This is a genomic window from Pseudomonas brassicacearum, from assembly GCF_000585995.1.
Lineage (GTDB): Bacteria > Pseudomonadota > Gammaproteobacteria > Pseudomonadales > Pseudomonadaceae > Aquipseudomonas > Aquipseudomonas brassicacearum_A.
The window spans coordinates 6,636,418-6,652,396 of sequence record NZ_CP007410.1 but is presented as its reverse complement, the minus strand read 5'-3'; the positions used below and the strand labels follow the sequence as shown (position 1 = coordinate 6,652,396).

Genomic DNA, 15,979 nt, shown 5'->3' with positions numbered 1-15,979 from the left:
AAGCGGTCAGTGGATAAGCTCTGTGGATAACCGCCCCTGAGGTCATTGCACAAGTGGGGGCGAAAGTCTGTGGGTAACCGTCCTGTGGATAACTGGCCATTCCACACACAGCTTATCCGACAGCGCAGCACAGGCTGGCCACTGCTTTCCCCTGTAGTTGTCATTCTCTGTACATGCTGAATTACAAGGGCTGAGAGTGGTTATCCACAGACAGGGTCGGGCCTTGCTTTTATAAGCTTTACAGAAAAGCTTTAAATAATTCCCTTCTTTATTTCTATATCTAGCGCTGTGTGGTGAATCCGCCAAAGCGCCGGATATCTATTTAAAGGAAACGCTGGTTGGAAATTGACCTAGAGGCTTGCTTTCTCTAGAATCCCCGGTCTCTTAAAACGGGGGCCATTCCGGCCCGTTGTGGACGAACCAGGTAACACGACATGAAACGTACTTTCCAACCAAGCACTATCAAACGCGCTCGTACCCACGGTTTCCGTGCTCGCATGGCTACCAAGAACGGTCGTGCCGTCCTGTCGCGTCGTCGCGCCAAAGGTCGTGCGCGTCTGGCAGTTTGATAATCCGGCACTGGAGGTGAGTCAGGACTTCAGTCGGGAAAAGCGTCTGCTTACCCCCCGGCATTTCAAGGCAGTCTTTGACTCCCCTACCGGCAAGGTTCCGGGGAAAAATCTCCTGCTCCTTGCGCGCAACAACGATCTCGATCACCCCCGTCTAGGGCTGGTTATCGGGAAAAAGAGCGTCAAGCTCTCCGTTCAGCGCAATCGCCTCAAACGTCTGATGCGCGAATCGTTTCGCCTGAACCAGGATTCACTGGTCGGCTGGGACATCGTTATCGTCGCGCGCAAAGGTTTGGGTGATGTAGAAAACCCCGAATTGATTCAGCATTTCGGCAAGCTCTGGAAGCGTCTGGCACGCAACAAGCCAGTACCAGCAGTCAACACCGAAACTGTAGGGGTAGACAGTCCCGATGCGTAAACTGGCACTCGTTCCGATCCAGTTTTATCGCTATGCCATTAGTCCCCTGATGGCCAGTCACTGTCGTTTCTACCCCAGTTGTTCCTGCTACGCGTATGAAGCCATAGAAAATCATGGCCTTCTGCGCGGTGGCTGGCTGACCTTTCGTCGTTTAGGTCGCTGTCATCCGTGGAATCCCGGCGGTTATGACCCGGTTCCGCCTATCCCTACCTCCCGTTCTTCTTCGATGGCCGAGTAATCATGGATATCAAACGCACGATCCTGATCGTCGCCCTGGCAATCGTGTCCTACGTCATGGTCCTTAAATGGAACCAGGACTATGGCCAGGCTGCCCTGCCGACTCAGAATGTTGCAGCCAGCAATACCGCACCGAGCCTGCCGGACACCCCTACGGGTACCAGCGCTGCCAGCAATGACGACATTCCGCGCGCGGCAAACGATACCAGTGCCCCAGCCGAAGCCCCTGTGGCCGCAAGCAAGGATCTGATTCAGGTCAAGACCGACGTGCTCGAACTGGCAATCGATCCACAAGGTGGTGACATCGCCCAGCTGAAGCTGCCGTTGTATCCACGTCGCCAGGACCATCCGGACATTCCGTTCCAGCTGTTCGATAACGGTAACGAGCTGACCTATCTGGCCCAAAGTGGCTTGATCGGTACCAACGGCCCGGATGCAAGCGCAACCGGTCGCCCGGTTTACTCCGCCGAGAAGAAGACTTTTCAACTGGCTGACGGTCAGGACCAATTGGTCGTGGACCTGAAGTTCAGCAAGGATGGCGTCAACTACATCAAGCGTTTCGCCTTGAAACGTGGCCTGTATGACGTGACTGTTTCCTATTTGATTGACAACCAGAGCGCACAGCCCTGGTCCGGTGCGATGTTTGCGCAGCTGAAGCGCGACGCGAGTTCCGATCCGTCGTCGAGCACTGCCACCGGTACCGCGACTTACCTGGGCGCTGCCCTGTGGACAAGTTCAGAGCCGTACAAGAAAGTGTCCATGAAAGACATGGACAAGGCGCAGCTCAAGGAAACCGTTCAAGGTGGTTGGGTTGCCTGGTTGCAGCACTATTTTGTAACTGCCTGGATCCCGCAGAAGGGCGAAAGCAACATCGTCCAGACGCGTAAAGACAGCAAAGGCAACTACATCATCGGTTACACCGGCCCGGCGTTGACCGCTGCGCCAGGTGCCAAAGCCGAAACCAGCGCCATTCTGTATGCCGGCCCTAAAAGCCAAGCCGTATTGAAAGAGTTGTCCCCAGGCCTGGAACTGACCGTGGACTACGGTTTCCTGTGGTTCATTGCCCAGCCGATCTTCTGGCTGCTGCAACATATCCACAGCCTCGTCGGTAACTGGGGCTGGTCGATCATCTTCCTGACCATGCTGATCAAGGGGCTCTTCTTCCCGTTGTCGGCCGCCAGCTATAAATCGATGGCTCGTATGCGCGCCGTCGCACCGAAACTGGCTGCTCTGAAAGAGCAACATGGCGACGACCGGCAGAAAATGTCCCAGGCCATGATGGAGCTGTACAAGAAAGAGAAGATCAACCCGCTGGGTGGTTGCTTACCGATTCTTGTACAGATGCCGGTGTTCCTGTCGCTGTACTGGGTACTCCTGGAAAGCGTGGAGATGCGTCAGGCACCGTTCATGCTGTGGATTACCGACCTGTCGATCAAGGATCCGTTCTTCATCCTGCCGATCATCATGGGCGCGACCATGTTCATCCAGCAGCAGCTGAACCCGACACCTCCGGACCCGATGCAAGCGAAGGTCATGAAGATGATGCCGATTATCTTCACCTTCTTCTTCCTCTGGTTCCCGGCTGGCTTGGTGCTGTACTGGGTTGTGAACAACGTGTTGTCCATTACTCAACAGTGGTACATCACGCGTAAGATCGAAGCGGCTACGAAAAAAGCCGAGGCGTAACTTGCTCTGTGGATAACCACACAAAACGCCCCCTAGTGGGGCGTTTTGCTATCTGCCACTTTTGTCTGGGTACCGGTTTATGAGTACACCGCGTGAAACCATTGCTGCCGTCGCTACCGCCCAAGGTCGCGGTGGAGTCGGTATCGTCCGTATTTCTGGACCTTTGGCCAGTGTCGCGGCCAAGGCTATCAGCGGCCGCGAACTCAAACCGCGGTTTGCCCACTACGGCCCCTTCTTCAATGATGACCAGCAGGTGCTCGACGAGGGCCTGGCCTTGTATTTCCCGGGCCCCAACTCGTTCACCGGTGAAGACGTGCTGGAACTGCAGGGACACGGCGGTCCGATCGTGCTGGACATGCTGCTCAAGCGTTGCCTGGAACTGGGTTGTCGCCTGGCCAGGCCGGGGGAGTTCAGTGAACGAGCATTCCTCAACGACAAGCTCGATCTGGCCCAGGCCGAAGCCATTGCCGACTTGATCGAAGCCAGTTCGGCGCAGGCGGCACGAAATGCGCTGCGCTCCTTGCAGGGCGCGTTTTCCCAGCGGGTGCATAACCTCACCGAGCAATTGATCGGCTTGCGGATTTACGTCGAGGCGGCAATCGACTTTCCGGAAGAGGAAATAGACTTCCTCGCCGATGGCCATGTGCTGAGCATGCTCGATAAAGTGCGCGATGAGTTATCCACAGTACTGCGGGAAGCGGGTCAGGGAGCTTTGTTGCGCGACGGTATGACCGTGGTAATCGCCGGACGGCCCAATGCGGGCAAATCCAGCCTCCTGAACGCTCTGGCCGGCCGCGAGGCTGCTATTGTCACGGAGATTGCCGGCACCACCCGGGACATCCTGCGTGAACATATCCACATCGATGGCATGCCGCTCCATGTGGTGGACACGGCGGGTTTGCGGGATACCGACGACCAGGTGGAGAAGATCGGTGTCGAACGGGCGTTAAAGGCCATTGGCGAGGCTGATCGGGTGTTGCTGGTAGTGGATGCCACCGCGCCTGAAGCGGATGATCCATTTGCCTTGTGGCCTGAATTCCTTGAGATCCGCCCGGATCCGGCCAAAGTCACCTTGATTCGCAACAAGGCCGACCTGACTGGGGAAGCGATTGTTCTCGAAGTCAGCGGCGATGGCCACGTGACCATCAGCCTGAGCGCGAAATCCGCGGGAGAAGGCTTGGAATTGCTGCGCGAACACCTCAAGGCCTGCATGGGCTACGAGCAGACCTCGGAAAGCAGCTTCAGCGCCCGCCGTCGGCACCTTGAAGCCCTGCGCCACGCTAGCGCGGCGCTGGAGCACGGGCGAGCACAACTGACCCTGGCGGGTGCCGGTGAGTTGTTGGCCGAAGATTTGCGCCAGGCTCAACAGTCCCTTGGGGAAATCACCGGAGCCTTCAGCTCCGATGACTTGCTGGGGCGGATCTTTTCCAGCTTCTGCATCGGCAAATAACCTCGCTTCTCTAAAAACCGGGCTTGCTCTCGAGCGCACTTCGAGGCGAATCAAGTCCGGTTTCCTTCCTATCCAGAACGATTGCCCTTCATGGCGGCTTGTCTCTGGGCATCAGTCTGCCCGGCGGAGGACATTTCGGTGGATTAAGCCCTGTGAATAACTGCCCTTGAGGTAGGTTGATAAACCCCCTTGAAAACTGAAGATAACCGCCTCTGTGGATAACCATGCCATTCATCCACAGGCTTACACCGGTTATCCAAGCCCCTCATTGCCACCTGACCACAGGGTTTTAGATTCCTGTACATATTGAAAATAAAGGTCTGTAGAGTTTTATCCACAGATAATGGCCTCACTAAGAATAAACATAAAAACAAAGGTTTTATAAATTTCTTTCTTTTTAATTTCTTTAACCGCGAGTTTTCCACAGCTGGTTAAATTTTGTGCAAAGGGTTCTTTAGGAAAGGCGAAGTCCCTATACTTGCCGACCTGGCTCGAAAAACGCTCTGGCCAGAGGCTCAATACCTATTTTCGAATTACCTGAATTAAGCAGGCACGAGGTGCGTGGTGGATTTCCCTTCCCGTTTTGAAGTGATCGTCATCGGCGGCGGTCATGCCGGTACCGAGGCAGCACTTGCATCAGCACGCATGGGGGTCAAAACCCTGCTGTTGACGCATAACGTGGAAACCCTTGGCGCCATGAGCTGCAACCCTGCCATTGGCGGGATCGGCAAAAGCCACCTGGTCAAGGAAATCGATGCCTTGGGTGGTGCGATGGCCATGGCCACCGATAAGGGCGGAATCCAGTTTCGCGTGTTGAACAGCCGCAAAGGCCCAGCCGTGCGCGCTACTCGTGCCCAGGCCGACCGAGTCCTGTACAAAGCTGCTGTCCGTGAAATCCTGGAAAACCAGCCGAACCTGTGGATATTTCAACAAGCAGCGGATGACCTGATTGTCGAGCAGGACCAGGTACGCGGTGTCGTCACGCAAATGGGCCTGCGGTTCCTCGCCGATTCCGTAGTGCTGACCACCGGGACATTCCTCGGTGGACTTATCCACATTGGTTTGCAGAACTTTTCCGGCGGTCGCGCTGGTGATCCGCCGTCGATTGCTCTGGCTCACCGTCTGCGTGAGCTGCCATTGCGTGTCGGGCGCTTGAAAACCGGTACGCCACCGCGTATCGACGGTCGGTCCGTGGATTTCTCGGTGATGACCGAGCAGCCTGGCGATACGCCGATCCCGGTAATGTCGTTCATGGGCAACAAGGAACAGCATCCACGGCAAGTCAGTTGCTGGATCACCCACACCAATGCCCGCACCCATGAAATCATTGCGGCGAACCTTGATCGTTCGCCGATGTATTCCGCTGCCGGTGAAATCGAAGGGATTGGCCCGCGTTATTGCCCGTCGATCGAAGACAAGATCCATCGGTTTGCCGACAAGGAAAGCCACCAGGTCTTCATCGAGCCCGAGGGCCTGACGACACACGAGCTGTACCCGAACGGGATCTCCACATCCCTGCCGTTCGATGTGCAACTGCAGATCGTGCAGTCGATTCGCGGCATGGAAAACGCCCACATTGTTCGCCCGGGCTATGCCATCGAATACGATTACTTCGATCCTCGTGACCTGAAGTACAGCCTGGAAACCAAGGTTATTGGCGGCCTGTTCTTCGCCGGGCAAATCAACGGCACCACCGGTTACGAAGAGGCCGGCGCCCAAGGCCTGCTGGCCGGGGCCAACGCTGCACTGCGCGCCCAGGGCAAAGACAGTTGGTGCCCGCGTCGCGATGAGGCGTACATCGGTGTGCTGGTGGATGACCTGATTACCTTGGGGACCCAGGAACCGTATCGGATGTTCACTTCCCGGGCGGAATATCGCCTGATCCTTCGCGAAGATAACGCCGACCTGCGCCTGACCGAGAAAGGCCGTGAGCTGGGGTTGGTGGACGATGCCCGTTGGGCTGCGTTCTGCACGAAACGTGAAAGCATCGAACTGGAAGAGCAACGTCTGAAAAGCACCTGGGTTCGTCCCGGTACCGAGCAGGGTGATGCCATTGCGGCGAAATTCGGTACGCCGCTGACCCACGAATACAACCTGCTCAACCTCTTGAGCCGCCCGGAAATCGATTACGTCGGGCTGGTGGAAGTCACTGGCCAAGGCGCGGACGATCCGCAGGTGGCCGAACAGGTCGAGATCAAGACCAAATACGCCGGTTACATCGACCGTCAGCAGGACGAAATCGCCCGTCTGCGCGCCAGCGAAGACACGAAGCTGCCTGTGGATATCGATTACACAGGCATTTCCGGGTTGTCGAAAGAAATCCAGAGCAAGCTCGGTGCGACGCGTCCAGAAACCCTGGGCCAGGCTTCACGCATCCCCGGCGTGACCCCGGCGGCGATTTCCCTGTTGATGATTCATTTGAAAAAACGCGGCGCGGGCCGTCAGTTGGAGCAAAGCGCTTGAGTTCGATGGTCACCTCGCAACACGCCGAAGAGTTATCCACAGGTGCCCGTCAGCTCGGCGTCAGCCTGAGCGAAGCACAGCACGCGCAATTGCTGGGTTATCTGGCGTTGTTGATCAAATGGAACAAGGCTTACAACCTGACCGCGGTGCGCGATCCGGATGAAATGGTCTCCCGGCATCTGCTCGACAGCCTGAGCGTGATGTCCTTCATCGAAAACGGTCGCTGGCTCGATGTCGGCAGTGGCGGTGGCATGCCGGGCATCCCGCTGGCGATCCTGTTTCCGGACTCGCAAGTGACCTGCCTGGACAGCAACGGCAAGAAAACCCGTTTCCTCACCCAGGTCAAACTCGAACTCAAACTGGATAACCTGCAAGTTATCCACAGCCGTGTCGAAGCGTTCCAGCCTGCGCAGCCCTTCAACGGGATCATCTCCCGGGCGTTCAGCAGCATGGAGAATTTCAGCAACTGGACTCGCCACCTGGGCGATGCCGACACGCGCTGGCTGGCAATGAAGGGCGTTCATCCGGCCGATGAGCTGGTAGCATTGCCGGCAGACTTCCACCTCGATAGCGAACACGCCCTGGCCGTACCCGGTTGCCAAGGCCAACGCCATCTGCTGATACTGCGCCGCACGGCATGATTGGGAACACAAGCAAGAATGGCTAAGGTATTCGCGATAGCGAACCAGAAGGGTGGTGTGGGCAAGACCACCACCTGTATCAACCTCGCAGCATCCCTGGTCGCGACCAAGCGTCGGGTGCTGTTGATCGATCTCGATCCACAGGGCAACGCCACCATGGGTAGCGGTGTGGATAAACATGGCCTGGAAAACTCCATCTACGACGTTCTGATCGGTGAATGCGATCTGGGTCAGGCCATGCATTTCTCCGAACACGGCGGTTATCAACTGCTGCCGGCCAACCGTGACCTGACGGCGGCCGAAGTGGTCCTCCTTGAAATGCAGATGAAGGAAAGCCGCCTGCGCAGCGCCTTGGCGCCGATCCGGGAAAACTACGACTACATCCTGATCGACTGCCCGCCATCACTGTCGATGCTGACCCTCAACGCCCTGGTGGCCGCCGATGGGGTGATTATCCCCATGCAGTGCGAGTACTTCGCCCTCGAAGGCTTGAGCGACCTTGTGGATAACATCAAGCGCATCGCCGAACTGCTGAACCCGGAACTGAAAGTCGAAGGCCTGCTGCGGACCATGTACGACCCGCGCCTGAGCCTCATGAACGACGTATCGGCCCAGCTCAAGGAGCACTTCGGCGAGCAGCTCTACGATACGGTCATCCCGCGGAACATTCGCCTGGCCGAAGCGCCCAGCTACGGCATGCCGGCCCTGGCCTACGACAAACAATCCCGTGGTGCGCTGGCCTATCTGGCCCTGGCGGGCGAGATGGTTCGCCGTCAGCGCCGTAACCCACGCACCGCTGCAGCCCAGCCAACTTAAGGAAACCCCATGGCCGTCAAGAAACGAGGTCTCGGACGTGGACTGGATGCACTGCTCAGTGGTCCTACTGTCAGTTCGCTGGAAGAGCAGGCCGTACAGGTCGATCAGCGCGAGTTGCAACACCTGCCGCTGGATCTGATCCAGCGCGGCAAATACCAGCCACGCCGGGACATGGATCCCCAGGCGCTGGAAGAACTGGCCCAGTCGATCAAGAGCCAGGGCGTGATGCAGCCGATTGTGGTGCGTCCGATCGCCAACGGGCGCTTCGAAATCATCGCCGGCGAACGTCGCTGGCGCGCCAGCCAGCAGGCCGGCCAGGAAACCATCCCGGCGATGGTCCGCGATGTGCCGGATGAAACCGCCATCGCCATGGCACTGATCGAGAACATCCAGCGCGAAGACCTCAACCCGATTGAAGAAGCCGTGGCCCTGCAACGTTTGCAGCAGGAGTTCCAGCTGACCCAGCAACAGGTCGCCGAGGCGGTGGGCAAGTCCCGCGTGACCGTGGCCAACCTGTTGCGGCTGATTGCGTTGCCGGAAGTCATCAAGACCATGCTGTCCCATGGCGATCTGGAAATGGGTCATGCCCGTGCATTGCTCGGTTTGCCGGAAAATCAACAGGTTGAAGGGGCGCGACATGTTGTCGCACGAGGTCTCACCGTGCGCCAAACCGAGGCACTGGTTCGTCAGTGGCTCAGTGGCAAACCGGCCCCTGTCGAAGCGCCTAAAACCGATCCGGATATCGCTCGACTGGAACAGCGCCTGGCCGAGCGCCTGGGCTCTGCGGTGCAGATTCGCCACGGGAAGAAGGGCAAAGGGCAGTTGGTGATTGGTTATAACTCCCTGGATGAGTTGCAGGGTGTCCTTGCACACATTCGCTGAAACAATTGCTCATGTAGCGCGCAGTCGGAAATCACTACCTGGCAGTTGAATAGGGGCAGAACCGCCCCTATACTCTGCGCGCATTTTGTCGGCACAAATTATGCCAAGTTATTGAATTATGGCGGCCGACCATTGGAGAGCAAAAGCGATGGAAACCCGCACGCTAAACCGCTTGCCGTTCCATCGTCTGGCAGTTTTCCCGGTTTTGATGACCCAGTTCGTCGTTGTACTGATCGCCGCATTGGCGCTCTGGCAATGGAAAGGAGTCGTCGCCGGATACTCAGGGCTTTGCGGAGGCCTGATAGCCTTGCTTCCCAATATTTACTTTGCTCACAGGGCCTTTCGGTTTTCCGGCGCCCGAGCAGCCCAAGCCATCGTCCGGTCTTTTTATGCCGGCGAGGCGGGGAAACTGATTTTGACGGCAGTGCTGTTTGCATTGACGTTCGCAGGTGTGAAGCCATTGGCACCACTGGCTGTATTCGGTGTCTTCTTGCTGACCCAACTGGTTAGCTGGTTCGCTCCCCTGCTAATGAGAACAAGACTTTCGAGACCTTAGGGCGTTTGAGGCAACCATGGCAGAGACAACCGCTTCGGGCTATATCCAGCACCACTTGCAGAACCTGACCTTCGGTCAGCTACCCAACGGCGGCTGGGGCTTCGCCCACTCCGCAGCAGAAGCCAAGGAAATGGGTTTCTGGGCTTTCCACGTCGATACCCTCGGCTGGTCGGTCGCATTGGGCCTGATCTTCGTTCTTCTTTTCCGCATGGCGGCCAAGAAGGCGACTTCCGGTCAACCTGGTGCACTGCAGAACTTCGTTGAAGTACTGGTCGAATTCGTCGATGGCAGCGTGAAAGACAGCTTCCACGGCCGTAGCCCGGTGATCGCACCGCTGGCACTGACCATCTTCGTCTGGGTGTTCCTGATGAACGCTGTCGACCTGGTACCGGTCGACTGGATTCCTCAGCTGGCCATCCTCATCTCCGGTGACCACCACATCCCATTCCGCGCCGTGTCGACCACCGACCCGAACGCGACCTTGGGCATGGCGTTCTCGGTCTTCGCACTGATCATTTTCTATAGCATCAAGGTCAAGGGCATCGGCGGCTTCATCGGCGAACTGACCCTGCACCCGTTCGGCAGCAAGAACATCCTGGTTCAAGCCCTGCTGATCCCGGTGAACTTCCTGCTGGAATTCGTGACCCTGATCGCCAAGCCAATTTCTCTGGCCCTGCGTCTGTTCGGCAACATGTATGCCGGCGAGCTGGTGTTCATCCTGATCGCTGTGATGTTCGGCAGCGGCCTGCTCTGGCTCAGCGGCCTGGGCGTGGTCCTGCAGTGGGCGTGGGCTGTGTTCCACATCCTGATCATCACCTTGCAGGCGTTCATCTTCATGATGCTGACCATCGTCTACCTGTCGATGGCGCACGAAGAAAACCATTAAGGCCAGTCTCGACTAGTCTGATGTCCTTCCCGGTCAAACGGGGAGGGGCCCCGACCAGGGCACGGAAACGATTTGTTTTACCGCTTTAATCTAAAAAACCTAAACCATACGACGTAAAAGTCGGGAGGAAAGATGGAAACTGTAGTTGGTCTAACCGCTATCGCTGTTGCACTGTTGATCGGCCTGGGCGCACTGGGTACCGCAATTGGTTTCGGCCTGCTGGGCGGTAAGTTCCTGGAAGGCGCTGCGCGTCAACCAGAAATGGTTCCGATGCTGCAAGTCAAAATGTTCATCGTTGCCGGTCTGCTCGACGCCGTAACCATGATCGGTGTTGGTATCGCTCTGTTCTTCACCTTTGCGAACCCGTTCGTTGGTCAAATCGCTGGCTAATTGCTCGGATGTTTCGAGTGAATTGGTGTGATGGACAACGTAACTGCGAGGTGTTGGCGTGAACATTAATGCGACCCTGATTGGCCAGTCCGTTGCGTTCCTGATTTTTGTACTGTTCTGCATGAAGTTCGTATGGCCTCCGGTCATTGCGGCATTGCACGAACGTCAAAAGAAGATCGCTGATGGTCTGGACGCTGCCAGCCGTGCAGCTCGCGACCTGGAGTTGGCCCATGAGAAAGTGGGTCAGCAACTGCGCGAAGCGAAAGCTCAGGCAGCTGAAATCATCGAGCAAGCCAAGAAACGCGGTACCCAGATTGTCGACGAAGCCCGTGAACAGGCTCGCGTCGAAGCTGACCGTGTGAAGGCTCAGGCTCAAGCCGAGATCGAACAGGAAATCAACAGTGTCAAAGACGCGCTGCGTGCCCAAGTGGGTAGCCTGGCCGTTGGCGGTGCTTCGAAGATCCTGGGTGCCACAATCGATCAAAACGCGCACGCAGAGCTGGTTAACCGACTGGCTGCTGAAATCTAAGCGAGGGCGATCATGGCAGAACTGACCACGTTGGCCCGACCTTACGCTAAGGCGGCCTTCGAGCACGCTCAGGCCCACCAGCAACTGGCCAATTGGTCAGCCATGCTCGGCCTGGCAGCAGCGGTGTCGCAAGACGACACCATGCAGCGCGTGCTCAAGGCCCCGCGACTGACGAGCGCAGAAAAGGCCGCCACGTTCATTGACGTGTGCGGCGACAAGTTCGATGCCAAGGCACAGAATTTCATTCACGTCGTTGCCGAAAACGACCGTCTCCCGCTTCTGCCGGAGATCGCCGTCCTGTTCGACCTGTACAAGGCCGAGCAAGAGAAGTCGGTAGACGTGGAAGTGACCAGTGCTTTTGCATTGAACCAAGAACAGCAAGACAAACTCGCCAAGGTTCTCAGTGCACGACTCAACCGGGAAGTGCGCCTGCAAGTCGAGGAAGACAAGTCCCTGATAGGGGGCGTTGTAATCCGCGCCGGCGACCTGGTTATCGATGGCTCGATTCGCGGCAAACTCGCGAAACTTGCCGAAGCATTGAAATCTTGAGTTTGAAGGGGCAGCAGAGCAATGCAGCAACTCAATCCTTCCGAAATAAGTGAAATTATCAAGGGCCGCATCGACAAGCTCGATGTGACCTCCCAAGCCCGTAACGAAGGCACTGTCGTCAGCGTATCTGACGGCATCGTGCGGATTCACGGTCTGGCCGACGTCATGTACGGCGAGATGATCGAGTTTCCGGGCGGCGTCTACGGTATGGCCCTCAACCTGGAGCAAGACTCTGTAGGTGCCGTGGTATTGGGCGCGTACACCTCTCTTGCTGAAGGCATGAGCGCCAAGTGCACTGGCCGCATCCTCGAGGTTCCGGTAGGTAAGGAACTGCTGGGTCGCGTAGTCGACGCACTGGGTAACCCTGTTGACGGCAAAGGTCCGCTGAACAACACCGAGACCGATGCGGTCGAGAAAGTTGCTCCAGGCGTGATCTGGCGTAAGTCGGTAGACCAGCCTGTACAGACTGGCTACAAGGCTGTCGATGCCATGATCCCTGTCGGCCGTGGCCAGCGTGAGCTGATCATCGGTGACCGTCAGATCGGTAAAACCGCTCTGGCGATCGACGCGATCATCAACCAGAAGAACAGCGGCATTTTCTGCGTCTACGTAGCGATCGGTCAGAAGCAATCGACCATCGCCAACGTGGTTCGCAAGCTGGAAGAAAACGGCGCCCTGGCCAACACGATCATCGTGGCTGCCAGTGCTTCGGAATCTCCTGCGCTGCAATTCCTGGCACCGTACTCCGGTTGCACCATGGGCGAATACTTCCGCGACCGCGGTGAAGACGCGCTGATCGTTTATGACGATCTGTCCAAGCAGGCAGTGGCTTACCGCCAGATCTCCCTGCTGCTGCGCCGTCCACCGGGCCGTGAAGCCTACCCAGGCGACGTGTTCTATCTCCACTCCCGTCTGTTGGAGCGCGCTTCCCGCGTTTCCGAAGAGTACGTAGAGAAGTTCACCAACGGCGCAGTGACTGGCAAGACCGGTTCCCTGACCGCACTGCCGATCATCGAAACCCAGGCTGGCGACGTTTCCGCGTTCGTTCCGACCAACGTGATTTCCATCACTGACGGTCAGATCTTCCTGGAATCGGCTATGTTCAACTCGGGCATCCGTCCTGCTGTGAACGCCGGTGTTTCGGTATCCCGTGTGGGTGGTGCCGCTCAGACCAAGATCATCAAGAAGCTCTCCGGTGGTATCCGTACCGCTCTGGCTCAGTACCGTGAACTGGCGGCATTCGCCCAGTTCGCTTCTGACCTGGACGAAGCGACCCGTAAGCAACTTGAGCATGGTCAGCGCGTTACCGAGCTGATGAAGCAGAAGCAATACGCTCCTATGTCGATCGCTGACATGGCGTTGTCGCTGTATGCCGCTGAACGTGGGTTCCTGACTGACGTCGAAATCGCCAAGGTCGGCAGCTTTGAACAAGCGCTGATTGCTTACTTCAACCGCGATCACGCCGATTTGATGGCGAAGATCAACGTGAAGGGTGACTTCAATGACGAAATCGACGCTGGCATGAAAGCCGGTATCGAGAAGTTCAAGGCCACCCAAACCTGGTAAGCCGCAGCGGGAGTCGCAAGGCTCCCGCTTGCTAACCTGATAGGTGTTACATGGCAGGCGCAAAAGAGATTCGCAGTAAGATTGCGAGCATCAAAAGCACGCAAAAGATTACCAGCGCCATGGAAAAAGTGGCGGTCAGCAAAATGCGCAAGGCACAAATGCGCATGGCTGCTAGCCGTCCTTACGCGGAGCGCATCCGCCAGGTTATTGGTCATCTGGCCAACGCCAACCCGGAATATCGCCACCCGTTCATGATCGAACGCGCCATCAAGCGTGTCGGTTACGTCGTGGTGAGCAGTGACCGTGGTCTGTGCGGTGGCTTGAACACCAACCTGTTCAAGGCCCTGGTCAAGGACATGGCTGCAAACCGTGAACAAGGCGTCGAGATCGATCTGTGCGTGATTGGTAGCAAGGGTGCGGCATTCTTCCGCAACTTCGGCGGTAACGTCGTCGCCGCTATCAGCCACCTGGGTGAAGAGCCGTCGATCAATGACCTGATCGGCAGCGTCAAGGTGATGCTGGATGCTTACCTGGAAGGCCGGATTGACCGTCTTTCCGTGGTGTCCAACAAGTTCATCAACACCATGACGCAACAGCCAACCGTGGAGCAATTGATCCCACTGGTGGCGACCCCGGAACAGGAACTCAAGCACCACTGGGACTACCTCTACGAACCGGATGCCAAGGAGCTGCTTGACGGCTTGATGGTCCGCTACGTGGAGTCGCAGGTGTACCAGGCGGTGGTCGAGAACAACGCAGCTGAACAAGCGGCGCGGATGATCGCGATGAAGAACGCTACCGACAACGCCGGTGATTTGATCAGCGATTTGCAGCTGATCTACAACAAGGCGCGTCAGGCTGCGATCACCCAAGAGATCTCGGAAATCGTCGGCGGCGCTGCCGCGGTTTAACGGTTCAAATATTCAGAGGATCCAGCTATGAGTAGCGGACGTATCGTTCAAATCATCGGCGCCGTTATCGACGTGGAATTTCCACGCGACAGCGTACCGAGCATCTACAACGCGCTGAAAGTACAAGGCGCGGAAACCACTCTGGAAGTTCAGCAGCAGCTGGGCGACGGCGTGGTTCGTACCATTGCGATGGGTTCCACCGAAGGCTTGAAGCGCGGTCTGGACGTTATCGACTCTGGCGCTGCCATCTCCGTACCGGTCGGTAAAGCGACCCTGGGCCGGATCATGGACGTCCTGGGCAACCCGATCGACGAAGCTGGCCCGATCGACACCGAAGAGCGCTGGGGCATTCACCGTCCTGCGCCATCCTTCGCTGAACAGGCAGGCGGTAACGACCTGCTGGAAACCGGCATCAAGGTTATCGACCTGGTTTGCCCGTTCGCCAAGGGCGGTAAAGTCGGTCTGTTCGGTGGTGCCGGTGTGGGCAAGACCGTAAACATGATGGAACTGATCCGTAACATCGCCATCGAGCACAGCGGTTATTCCGTGTTCGCCGGTGTGGGTGAGCGTACTCGTGAGGGTAACGACTTCTACCACGAGATGAAGGATTCCAACGTTCTGGACAAAGTGGCGCTGGTTTACGGTCAGATGAACGAGCCACCGGGAAACCGTCTGCGCGTAGCCCTGACCGGCCTGACCATGGCCGAGAAGTTCCGTGACGAAGGTAACGACGTTCTGCTGTTCGTCGACAACATCTACCGTTACACCCTGGCCGGTACTGAAGTATCCGCACTGCTGGGCCGTATGCCTTCGGCAGTAGGTTACCAGCCGACCCTGGCTGAAGAGATGGGCGTTCTGCAAGAACGTATCACTTCGACCAAGGAAGGTTCGATCACTTCGATCCAAGCGGTATACGTACCTGCGGATGACTTGACCGACCCGTCGCCAGCGACCACCTTCGCCCACTTGGACGCCACCGTCGTTCTGTCCCGTGACATCGCTTCCCTGGGTATCTACCCGGCGGTAGACCCACTGGACTCGACTTCGCGCCAGCTGGACCCGAACGTGATCGGCCAGGAGCACTACGACACCGCTCGCGGCGTCCAGTACGTGCTGCAGCGCTACAAAGAGCTGAAGGACATCATCGCGATCCTGGGTATGGACGAACTGTCGGAAACCGACAAGCAGTTGGTATCCCGCGCTCGTAAGATCCAGCGCTTCTTGTCGCAGCCGTTCTTCGTGGCTGAAGTCTTCACCGGTGCCTCGGGTAAATACGTTTCCCTGAAAGACACCATTGCTGGCTTCAAAGGCATCCTCAACGGTGACTACGACCACCTGCCAGAACAAGCGTTCTACATGGTCGGCGGCATCGAAGAAGCGATCGAGAAAGCCAAGAAACTGTAATCCCGGCGCCCGGCAACGGGCGCTAA

General features: G+C 57.3%; 17 protein-coding genes. All 17 read left to right on the top strand.

Annotation, left to right across the window (positions count from 1 at the left end; genetic code table 11):
* The first annotated feature begins 434 nt into the window (after positions 1-434).
* The 17 genes from rpmH to atpD all read left to right on the top strand — a co-directional run bounded on the left by rpmH (position 435) and on the right by atpD (position 15,953).
* Positions 435-569, top strand: coding sequence for a 50S ribosomal protein L34 (gene rpmH, locus CD58_RS29720; RefSeq protein ID WP_003213577.1), 135 nt, complete (start codon positions 435-437; stop codon positions 567-569).
* Positions 570-585: 16 nt separating this feature from the next.
* A complete protein-coding gene (gene rnpA, locus CD58_RS28720; RefSeq protein WP_025216287.1) occupies positions 586-987 on the top strand; it encodes a ribonuclease P protein component in 402 nt (133 codons plus the stop codon).
* Positions 980-1,225 carry a membrane protein insertion efficiency factor YidD gene (yidD, locus tag CD58_RS29715; RefSeq protein WP_010465488.1) on the top strand — a complete coding sequence of 82 codons (246 nt, stop codon included), beginning with the start codon at positions 980-982 and terminating at the stop codon, positions 1,223-1,225. Before rnpA ends, yidD begins: the two co-directional genes overlap by 8 nt.
* A gap of 2 nt (positions 1,226-1,227) precedes the next feature.
* On the top strand, positions 1,228-2,910 hold the full coding sequence (gene yidC, locus CD58_RS28715; protein ID WP_025216286.1) for a membrane protein insertase YidC: 1,683 nt from the start codon (positions 1,228-1,230) through the stop codon (positions 2,908-2,910).
* Between the two features lie 79 nt (positions 2,911-2,989).
* On the top strand, positions 2,990-4,360 hold the full coding sequence (gene mnmE, locus CD58_RS28710; protein ID WP_025216285.1) for a tRNA uridine-5-carboxymethylaminomethyl(34) synthesis GTPase MnmE: 1,371 nt from the start codon (positions 2,990-2,992) through the stop codon (positions 4,358-4,360).
* Positions 4,361-4,924: 564 nt separating this feature from the next.
* Complete coding sequence (gene mnmG / locus CD58_RS28705) at positions 4,925-6,823, top strand: tRNA uridine-5-carboxymethylaminomethyl(34) synthesis enzyme MnmG (protein ID WP_025216284.1); 1,899 nt, start codon at positions 4,925-4,927, stop codon at positions 6,821-6,823.
* Between the two features lie 5 nt (positions 6,824-6,828).
* Positions 6,829-7,464 (top strand): 16S rRNA (guanine(527)-N(7))-methyltransferase RsmG, encoded by a 636-nt coding sequence (gene rsmG / locus CD58_RS28700; protein WP_200868940.1) that lies wholly within the window; start codon positions 6,829-6,831, stop codon positions 7,462-7,464.
* 18 nt (positions 7,465-7,482) lie between these two features.
* Entirely contained in the window at positions 7,483-8,280 is a 798-nt protein-coding gene (locus CD58_RS28695) for a ParA family protein (protein WP_003187199.1), read from the top strand.
* Positions 8,281-8,289: 9 nt separating this feature from the next.
* Entirely contained in the window at positions 8,290-9,162 is an 873-nt protein-coding gene (locus CD58_RS28690; RefSeq protein WP_003207098.1) for a ParB/RepB/Spo0J family partition protein, read from the top strand.
* A gap of 148 nt (positions 9,163-9,310) precedes the next feature.
* Positions 9,311-9,718, top strand: a complete 408-nt coding sequence (locus tag CD58_RS28685) for a F0F1 ATP synthase subunit I (protein ID WP_025216282.1) — start codon at positions 9,311-9,313, stop codon at positions 9,716-9,718.
* Between the two features lie 16 nt (positions 9,719-9,734).
* Positions 9,735-10,604, top strand: a complete 870-nt coding sequence (gene atpB / locus CD58_RS28680; protein WP_003187195.1) for a F0F1 ATP synthase subunit A — start codon at positions 9,735-9,737, stop codon at positions 10,602-10,604.
* Between the two features lie 132 nt (positions 10,605-10,736).
* Positions 10,737-10,994: a F0F1 ATP synthase subunit C gene (atpE, locus tag CD58_RS28675; protein ID WP_003097235.1), complete on the top strand. Its 258-nt coding sequence runs from the start codon at positions 10,737-10,739 to the stop codon at positions 10,992-10,994.
* Between the two features lie 58 nt (positions 10,995-11,052).
* On the top strand, positions 11,053-11,523 hold the full coding sequence (locus tag CD58_RS28670; protein ID WP_025216281.1) for a F0F1 ATP synthase subunit B: 471 nt from the start codon (positions 11,053-11,055) through the stop codon (positions 11,521-11,523).
* 12 nt (positions 11,524-11,535) lie between these two features.
* Positions 11,536-12,072 (top strand): F0F1 ATP synthase subunit delta, encoded by a 537-nt coding sequence (locus CD58_RS28665; protein WP_025216280.1) that lies wholly within the window; start codon positions 11,536-11,538, stop codon positions 12,070-12,072.
* A gap of 21 nt (positions 12,073-12,093) precedes the next feature.
* The gene (gene atpA, locus CD58_RS28660) at positions 12,094-13,638 is read left to right on the top strand and encodes a F0F1 ATP synthase subunit alpha (RefSeq protein WP_025216279.1); all 1,545 of its coding nucleotides are present in this window, start codon (positions 12,094-12,096) and stop codon (positions 13,636-13,638) included.
* A 50-nt stretch (positions 13,639-13,688) separates the two neighbouring features.
* The gene (gene atpG / locus CD58_RS28655; RefSeq protein WP_025216278.1) at positions 13,689-14,549 is read left to right on the top strand and encodes a F0F1 ATP synthase subunit gamma; all 861 of its coding nucleotides are present in this window, start codon (positions 13,689-13,691) and stop codon (positions 14,547-14,549) included.
* Between the two features lie 27 nt (positions 14,550-14,576).
* Positions 14,577-15,953: a F0F1 ATP synthase subunit beta gene (atpD, locus tag CD58_RS28650; protein WP_020294925.1), complete on the top strand. Its 1,377-nt coding sequence runs from the start codon at positions 14,577-14,579 to the stop codon at positions 15,951-15,953.
* The last annotated feature ends 26 nt before the right edge of the window (positions 15,954-15,979 follow it).